We start from the raw sequence: 9,383 nt of genomic DNA on the forward strand, positions 1-9,383 counted from the left end.
GTTAAGGATACCGCCTCGAAGGCGGCGTTACAAATAGTTTTGCCTAAGTTCTAGGAATATATTGCGCTGATTTTTATAATTTTAAACAAATCTTGATTTATTTGACGGATTTTCTGTGCTTAGCCGATTCAGCCATCAAAATTTAGGAATAATTTATAAAGAAAACCTTAAGATTTAATATTTTTTTGACTTTTTCCTGTACCTAAAAGTATAAAGTTTTATTGCGAAATGTTAAAAGCATAAAAAAATCCTAAAAATTAGCACCAGTTACAAACTCTAAATGGATACCTGCTCTACCCTAATAAGTAGATATGACTGCCTGTCAGATGGCAGCCGACAAACAAGCAAGCTTCAAGTAAGCGACTCCTCAACCAAGGTGTCGCACCCCTGAGCAAGGAGTCAAGGCATGGCAGAAGAAAAAGAAAAACAAACAGTACCAAGTTCAATATTGGCTCTGGTTGCTGGCATCGTCATCACAGTGGTGAGCGTGTGGTACGGTCAAAACAACCACCTACTCCCAGAGCAGGCATCAGCCCAGGCCCCACTGGTGGATGATTTTTTTAACGTGATGATCACGATCGGCACAGCCCTGTTTATCGTAGTAGAGGGAGCGATCGTACTGTTTGCGATCCAATTCCGCCACCGCCCTGGAGACGACGGCGACGGAGTGCCAATTAGCGAAAACTTTGGCTTAGAAGTCTTCTGGACAGCAATTCCTGCGATCTTAGTAATCGGCTTAGGAGTCTACAGCGTTGAAGTTTATAGAGATATGGGAGGCTTTGACCCTGGGGCTTCTCAGGTAATGGCTCACGTCCATTCACCATCCCACATGGCACATAAAATGCCCAGAGGAAGCGCGATCGCAGCTCCTCTCATCGCGCAATCAGAAGAAGTGGCAGCCGATGAAATGCCACCAGCCCCCGATGCAAAATATGGCTTCGGAGGAACACCGGCCGAGGAAGGAAAACAACCAGACGTGACAGTAAACGTCACTGGTATGCAATACGCCTGGATATTTAACTATCCCGAAAGCAACGTCACCTCCGGCGAACTGCACGTACCCATCGGCAAAGACGTACAGCTTAACCTCTCCGCCGTCGATGTAATCCACTCATTCTGGATGCCACAGTTCCGCCTCAAACAAGATGCCATTCCTGGTATCCCCACTGAACTCCGGTTCGTAGCTATCAAGACTGGAGATTACCCCGTATTTTGCGCCGAACTCTGCGGCAGCTATCATGGCGCTATGCGGACAAGAGTAATCGTACACACTCAGGAAGAGTACGATAGCTGGCTAAAAGAAAGTCAGGTTGCTCAGCAGCAAGATTTGAATCAAGCTGTTGCAGTTAACCCCGCTAATTTGTCAGCATCGGAGTTTTTGGCCCCCTACGCCAGCGAGATGGGTATTAAAGCCGAAACCTTAGCTCAACTGCACAAATAAGTCAGTTAACAGTTAACCGTTAACAGTTAACAGTTAACAAATTCGCTATTTTTCCCCAACATACTTTATGGCACAAGCACAAATTCCAGTAAACGCACCGCCGGAAAATAAGGGCGATCCTCATGGTGGACATCAGCATCCAGAAGCCTGGAAATGGTACGACTACTTTACGTTTAACGTTGACCACAAGCTAATTGGTATCCAATATCTGGTCACGGCGTTTATTTTCTACCTGATTGGCGGTTTGATGGCGATGGCGATGCGGGCAGAACTTTTTACTCCCGATTCCGACTTTTTGCCTCCCGAACTGTATAACGCCTTCTTGACTAATCACGGGACGATTATGATTTTCCTGTGGATTGTGCCGGCGGCGATCGGGGGATTTGGTAACTTTCTGGTGCCCCTGATGATCGGTGCTAGAGATATGGCCTTTCCTAAACTGAATGCGATCGCCTTTTGGGTAAACCCACCCGCTGGATTGCTGATTTTAGGCAGTTTCTTCTTCGGAGGAGCTCAATCAGGCTGGACATCTTATCCGCCGTTGAGCGTAATTACGGCAAATACGGCTCAGTCCATGTGGATTTTGGCGATCGTATTGGTAGGGACTTCATCAATTTTGGGATCGTTGAATTTTATCGTCACCATCCTGAAGATGAAAATTCCTAGCATGAGGTGGGATCAAGTTCCCCTGTTTTGCTGGGCAATTATGGCGACTTCAATTTTGGCACTTGTGTCAACTCCAGTGCTAGCTGCGGGATTAGTTCTGCTATTGTTTGACATCAATTTTGGTACGTCATTCTTCAAGCCTGATGCAGGTGGTAATGTCGTTATTTACCAGCATTTATTCTGGTTCTATTCTCACCCGGCAGTTTATCTGATGATTCTGCCAATTTTCGGGATTATGTCGGAAGTGATTCCGGTTCATGCTCGGAAACCGATTTTTGGGTATAAAGCGATCGCCTACTCTAGCGTCGCCATTTGCTTTGTGGGATTGTTCGTCTGGGTACACCATATGTTTACCAGCGGTACACCTCCCTGGATGCGGATGTTTTTCACCATCTCCACCCTGATTGTTGCGGTTCCTACTGGGGTGAAGATATTCGGCTGGGTAGCTACCCTCTGGGGCGGTAAAATTCGCTTTACCAGTGCGATGCTATTCGCGATCGGTTTGTTGATGATGTTCGTCTTTGGGGGACTTTCCGGCGTAACATTAGGCACTGCACCTTTTGACGTTCACGTTCACGATAGTTACTATGTCGTGGGTCATTTCCACTACGTCTTATTTGGCGGTTCAGTCTTCGGCCTTTATGCCGGAATTTATCACTGGTTCCCCAAAATGACTGGCCGGATGCTGAATGAAACTTGGGGTAGAGTTCACTTTGTTCTCACCTTCATTGGTACTAATCTTACCTTCCTACCGATGCACTCTTTGGGATTGCAAGGAATGCCTCGCCGGATTGCCATGTATGACCCCCAATTTACTCAGCTTAACCAGCTTTGTACCTACGGATCGATTTTGCTAGGGTTCTCTGTAATTCCATTCTTCATTAATATTATTTGGAGTTGGATGTACGGGCCCAAAGCATCTGGTAATCCTTGGAATGCTCTAACTTTGGAATGGACGACTGCATCGCCACCCGCGATCGAAAACTGGGAAGTGTTGCCAGTGTTGACCTATGGCCCCTACGACTATGGAGTAGATGGTCATGGTAAGCCAAGTGTTCCTATATCTGTTAAGAGTTAGTTGTTAGTTGTTAGTGGTTAATAGTTCGTTGTTAGTGATAGTTTGGGTTAGCTTTTTGTCTTTTTTGGGCAATAAAGTAATAACCAGATGACTTACGCAGTATCGCCTAAAAACATAAGGGTTGCGATTACTTCGCTTCGCTCGTAATGACAGAAATACGTTGTTCGTGTGTAAGTCCTAAACTAACAACTAATAACTAACAACTAACAACTAACAATTAACAATTAACAACTAACAAAAATATTGGAGAATTATGCAAGGTTCAACAATTGACGTTCCAGATAATATTGTCAACTCGTCTGTCCCGCCAGAGGCGACGGCCCATGCAGCCGAACATCACGAAGAACATCAGGATTTGCGGGTTTTTGGATTGCTGACTTTCTTGGCTTCTGAATCCTTAATGTTTGGCGGATTTTTTTCCGCTTATTTGTTATTGCGGGGTGCTACCGAGGTTTGGCCTCCTGAAGGGACAGAGGTAGAACTATTGCTACCTACAATTAACACAATCATTCTGGTTTCAAGCAGTTTTGTCATCCACATGGGCGATACAGCAATTAAAAAGAATGATGTCAAAGGAATGCGACTTTGGTACGCTGTAACTGCCTTAATGGGAGTTATTTTCTTAGGGGGTCAAGCTTATGAGTATCTAACTCTAGGCTATGGTTTGACTGCGAATATTTTTGCTAATTGTTTTTACCTGATGACAGGTTTTCACGGTTTGCACGTTTTGATTGGTGTGTGTTTAATTTTGGGTGTGCTGTGGCGGAGTCGCCGCGAAGGACACTATTCCAATGTTAAGCATACTGGTATCGAAATGGCAGAGATTTACTGGCACTTCGTCGATATCATCTGGATTATTCTGTTCACCTTGATTTATATTCTCACGCTGTTTTAATTCAGTAGTGAGTTGAGAATAAAACCCCTCTGTTCCTCTCTGGTACATAGAGGGGTTTTGTTTGGGGATTACAAATTAAGTAGAAGGAAGAAGGAAGAAGGAAGAAGGAAGAAGGAAGAAGGAAGAAGGAAGAAGGAAGAAAGAAAGATATCCCCTTGATGATTCGGCGATTGAAATCGCTACTACACAAACGAAGTCCGCCTACGCGGACTCAAGAATCAAGGTATTTAAGCCTGATTTGGTATAACTGATATCTCTCATACCAATTCTCCAAATTGTTGATACAATCTGCATTGTTGAGTGAACTTCATACAACCAACCTTCTGCCTTCTGCCTTCTACTTAAAACCTCACTTCATATTCAACAGTTGCCCGATTATCCCCTTGAAAATTAGTGGAACCGCGCAATAAAACCTCATCACTCAATCGATAGCGGACAGTAAATTCAGTAGGCTGATTCGGCGCGAGTACGCGAATTACTGAAGCAGAAACATTGCGCGTAATATCAAGACCAACCTCCAAACCTAAACCCAAAGTAGACGAAGAAGAACTTTTCCCTTCCTCGTTTCTAATCCTAGTAGGAAATAGGCGAAACTCCGTCAAGCCCGTAGCATTCGTCACCGCAGATTGAAGATTACTGAATAAACCCGCACCCGCTAAATTAGCGATCGCCAGCGTACTGTCTCCAGCCCCCAAAGTCTGCACAAAACTACCGCCCAACAAAGCCACAAGTTCTGTCTCCGAACGAGTTGGAGAACTCCGTAACTCGATATTTTCCGCCAACTGAGAAGCCCGTCCTTGGGCTAAAGCTTGAATGCGGATGCTGCGGACACTGCCAGAATTAATCCCAGTCGGATTATCCGCGATCTCCGAAGACAAAGCCGAAGTCGGCGTTACAAACCGCGTTACCTCCGGTACAGATGTCACCAAACGCACGTCCAGAGTTGGGTCTAGCCCTTGAGATGGTATAAAAGTTGCGGTTTGCGGGTAGCCGCGATCGAGGCGGAATTGGGTAGTAAACAAATTCACCGCCCCCGCTGTTAGTTTAATCGTACCCTGGGGCCGCAAATCATCCAGCGTCCCATTCACAGTTAAACCCCCAGTTGCCAGAAAACTCAATATCGGCGGACTCGTTACCTGGACTCCCTTACGCAAATTCAACCGCAGATTATCCAATCCTACCTCAAAGGACTGCGATCGCCCTCCCGTTGTCGATACCAGGGTTGTACCACTACCAGAACCAGGGAGAAATACTTGACCGTTAGAAAGGTCAATATTACCGCCCAAAGACGGCCTCAATGCCGTTCCTGCTACAATAATTTGACCATTTGCACCACCTCGGTAAAGTCCCTTCAGATTCAAAGACAACTTATCCAAAGCGACTGTTAGCGGATTTGCCCGATCGCGATCGCCCTCACTCAGAGGGATTACCAGCGGTATTGTCCCTACCGCCGTTACCTTACCCTGACTTAACTGCCCTTGTAAGCCTTCAACACGAATGCGATCGCCCTCAAACCGGACAATTCCCGTCAACCCTGTCAGCGGGTCAGGAAAAGCCCGTGCTCGTACCGTCGCATTCTCAAAAGTCGCAATTCCTTCCGCCGCTGGACTTTGTAAAGTCCCACCTACCTTGAGTTGTACCTGTCCCTTACCGTCAACCCAAGCAATTTGCGGCGTGAGGACATTAATAATCGCCAACCCCTCATTTTTGAGATTCACATTCAAGGCAATTTGGTCGCTATCGGCTTTCACCCCTGCAAAAGGCAACTCAAAAGGCAAACTTCCCTGTACAGTTATCGGTTCCGCAGCCGTCACTAAAGCACTACCGCTGAAATTGAGACGAGCATTAGTATAGCTAAAACTGCCTTCAGCATTCTCAATCGGCTCAGTATTAATTGTACCGTTAACCAAACTCAGTTCCCCAATCGCCTGCGGATTGTCCAAAGTACCTGCGATCGTTGCTCTGAGATTGAGATTGCCAGTAACATCCACATAAGGCAATTCGACAATTTTCGCCAACTCCTCTACTGGGACATTTCTCACCCGTAACTGGCCGGACTGCCCTTTTTGCCCAATTTGCCCCGAAAAGCCGATCAGCGTCTCTCCCGACTTAATTCGCAGTGGTAAAACAGTCAAAGTCCCGTCTTGAAAACTGCCCTCAACGCTGAACTGTTCGGCAACATAATTTCCCCAGCGCCAATCATTCCCCGCAAGGTTAAACTGAGCTTGTACTCCCGTCCTTAAAGAACCCGCCACCGAGATTTCACCGCCGAAATTCCCTTGCAATGACGATAAAGGCGGTATTTTCGAGGATGCTTGAGCCTCACGCTGTTGTTGTAACAGGGCTTGAATTTCTGCAAAACGGCGCAATTGCTCGATTAAAGGAGCATCTGGCATCCCCACAGCCACCGTTTGCACATCCGCCGCTGTCCCATAGACGGGAGGTTTTAAGCCGCGTGCAATATCGTTGAGATTGAAATATTGCAACGCCACTAGAATATCTTGCAAATTGCCTTGCTTGGCGTTAATTTTGCCTGCAAATTCGGGATTATCACCAGTCTTAACTGTTCCCGAAATTAGGTATTGGCTTTGTCTTAGTCGCAATTCACCGTTAATCAGGCTAGCAACACCATTAGCATAGTTAAACTGGCCTTGGAAATTGTCAGCTCTAATGTAACCGATCGCAGGTTGGGCGATCGCGATTTGTCCCGATGCTTGCAAGTTAGCCACATTTAGCGGCATTTTCCAACCCGGTATATTAATTTGGCCCGAAGCCAAACCAGTTATCGGCCCTAACCCTCGATCCTTGGCGGGTGTCAAGTTCAAAGTAGCCAGAGGAAACTGTTCGAGATTAACTCGCAGAATATCACCTTGAGTACGACCGCTGGCGATCGCATCTCCACGCCGAATTAAAAATGATGTTGGCAAATAAGTCCGATCTAAAGCTATCTGAATTCGGTCTTGTTGCCCCGCTAAATTTAAGTCTAATCCTCGTCCTAATCCGCCATTCACAGTACCCACCATGACCGGCTCAAATTCTACCTTATTTACCGCCAAGTCGCGCAATCGCAAATCGCCAACTAAATTCAGATCGGCAAGAGTGCCCGAAACCCGCCCTACAAAATCAGCCCTTCCTGCTACCAAAGTCGGGCTACTTACATTTTCCAGGGCCGCAGGTGTGGGAATTGGTAAAGATTCTAAGTCAAAATTGGAGAGTTTGACATTAAAATCCAAATTAGAAATAGAAGGTAATCCTTTCCCTTCAAATTCTACACCAAAAAATCCATTGGCGCTCAATCCCGGACTGACAGCATTCTCAACTTCGACTCGTTTACCATCCCAGTTAAATACAGCCGCAAACGGTTGATTGAGAAAAGGCAATTCTGATACTTGGAAACGGCCAGCAGCGCGAATTGCTTGGGGGACAACAGCTAAGGGGGCAGATAAGTTAATTTGACCGTTGAAAAGTCCTCCGAGTAACGGTAAGTTTTGGGCTTGACTAATTAAGCCTTGGGCTCGCAAGCGCGAAGTTTGTGCTAACCACACTTCTTGAAAGCGACTTAATGCAATTCGATCTCCCCCAATATTTGCTCGCCAATTACCTCTAGTTAATTCACCTCTGGCATTGACAATCCCACCGCCATCATTGAGTCTGAGTTGACCTTCACCGTTAGCAACAATTGCGTTACCACTTAAGTTATTCAAATTCCCAGATAGGCGTACTCTCCCATCTAAAACTCCGTCTATTTCTGGGGGGAGATCGGCGGTTAGCAATCCTGCTTGTTTTAATGGTTGTTCTAAACGGTTCAGAGGTAAATCATTGGTTTGCAGGAATGCTTGCCAACTGCTTTTTTCTAATTTACCTTGAGCTAAAATTTCGCCTAATTGATTAGTAACAATTCGGCCATTGGCAAAGGCAGTTATCGCATTTGCTGTTAAATTTTCCAAGGGGCCCGCTGCTTGCAATTGACCCGTTAATCGCCCGTTTAGGGATTGCAAATTTTGCAGTTGAGCTTTGAGATTACTATTTACAAATGGCAATCCAGCGTTAATAATAGGATTGAGTGCGATCGCATCTGCCCCTGCAACTCCCTGCCATCTGCCCCCGCCTAGTTCGCCTCTGAGATTGAGAGTACCGCCAGCAACAGCAATGCGTCCATTACCATCAGCCGCGATCGCATTCAAAGTCAAGTTATTCAAAGGCCCGGCGGCTCGAATTTGCCCGGTAATACGCCCATTCAGGGTTTGCAAATTTTGCAGTTGAGCCCTAAGATTATTGGCTTGGGGGTCAGTCCCATCGATAAAGGGCAGTCCAGCATTAATAATCGGGTTGACTGCGATCGCGTTTGCGTCTGCAACTCCTAGCCAACGCCCAGATTCCAGCTTACCACTGGCATTGACAGTACCCCCAGCGACCGTAATCCGCCCTCTGGCATCAGCCGCGATCGCATTCAAATTCACATTCTCCACAGGCCCGGCTACTCGAATTTGCCCGGATACCCGCCCATCTAAGGTTTGCAGATTTTGCAGTTGAGCTTTCAGATTAGTAGCTTCGGGGTTAACAGCATTTAAAATTGGCAATCCCAAATCTGCCAGAGAGGCGATCGCGATCGTCTCTGACTCCGCAATCCCTTGCCACTGCCCTTTATCCAATACCCCCCTACCATCGATCGTCCCTCCAGCGGTGGTTAAAGTGCCGATTCCCCTAGCTGCGATCGCATTTAGGTTCAAATTGTCCAAAGTTCCCGCAGCCAGCACGCGGCCGCTCACAAGCCCCTCTAAATCAGGAGGTATTGACAGTGACGGTATCTCTTGCCGCAAACGATTGAGATCGACGCGATCGCCTCCCACCAAGGCTTGCCAACGGCCATTATTCAAAACACCGCTAACATTCACAGTACCCCCAGCGATACTCAGCGCCACATTCTGCAAACCTATTGCCGATCGCGCGATCCGAATTTCGCCAGTCGCCGGATATGTAGCTTGTGGTGCTTGCCATTGCACTCGGCCCTGGATATTATCAAGGGGCCCAAAAATCTGCGCTTTAGCTGAGATATTGCCGATCGCGACTTCCGGTGGAAGAGAAACTTGGTAAATTTCTGCGATCGCATCTGCTGGTAAATCCTTAGCTGCTAAATCCAGCACCAGCCCAGATCGCAAATTGCCCTCTCCCAAAGCTATATCAACTTGACCTTTGCCAGTAATTTCACCCCCAGCACTTGGCGTTACCCGAATATCGCTCAAAGATACAAGCAGAGAAGAGGGGAGAGATGGGGAAGGTGGGGAAGGTGGGGAGGATGGGGA

General features: G+C 46.8%; 4 protein-coding genes. 3 read left to right on the plus strand and 1 reads right to left on the minus strand.

Annotated elements, in window-relative coordinates; translation table 11 throughout:
• Positions 1 to 406 precede the first annotated feature (406 nt).
• From PN499_RS28275 to PN499_RS28285, 3 genes are all read left to right on the plus strand, one after another.
• Positions 407 to 1,441, plus strand: a complete 1,035-nt coding sequence (locus PN499_RS28275; RefSeq protein WP_272036811.1) for a cytochrome c oxidase subunit II — start codon at positions 407 to 409, stop codon at positions 1,439 to 1,441.
• A gap of 67 nt (positions 1,442 to 1,508) precedes the next feature.
• A complete protein-coding gene (gene ctaD, locus PN499_RS28280; protein WP_272036813.1) occupies positions 1,509 to 3,185 on the plus strand; it encodes a cytochrome c oxidase subunit I in 1,677 nt (558 codons plus the stop codon).
• A gap of 253 nt (positions 3,186 to 3,438) precedes the next feature.
• On the plus strand, positions 3,439 to 4,080 hold the full coding sequence (locus PN499_RS28285; protein WP_272036815.1) for a cytochrome c oxidase subunit 3: 642 nt from the start codon (positions 3,439 to 3,441) through the stop codon (positions 4,078 to 4,080).
• A gap of 341 nt (positions 4,081 to 4,421) precedes the next feature.
• Here PN499_RS28285 and PN499_RS28290 read toward each other — a convergent pair whose 3' ends face one another.
• Positions 4,422 to 9,323 carry a translocation/assembly module TamB domain-containing protein gene (locus tag PN499_RS28290; protein ID WP_272036817.1) on the minus strand — a complete coding sequence of 1,634 codons (4,902 nt, stop codon included), beginning with the start codon at positions 9,321 to 9,323 and terminating at the stop codon, positions 4,422 to 4,424.
• Positions 9,324 to 9,383: the final 60 nt, after the last annotated feature.

Origin of the sequence: Kamptonema animale CS-326, assembly GCF_028330895.1 — a bacterium.
Taxonomy (GTDB): Bacteria; Cyanobacteriota; Cyanobacteriia; order Cyanobacteriales; family Microcoleaceae; genus Kamptonema; species Kamptonema formosum.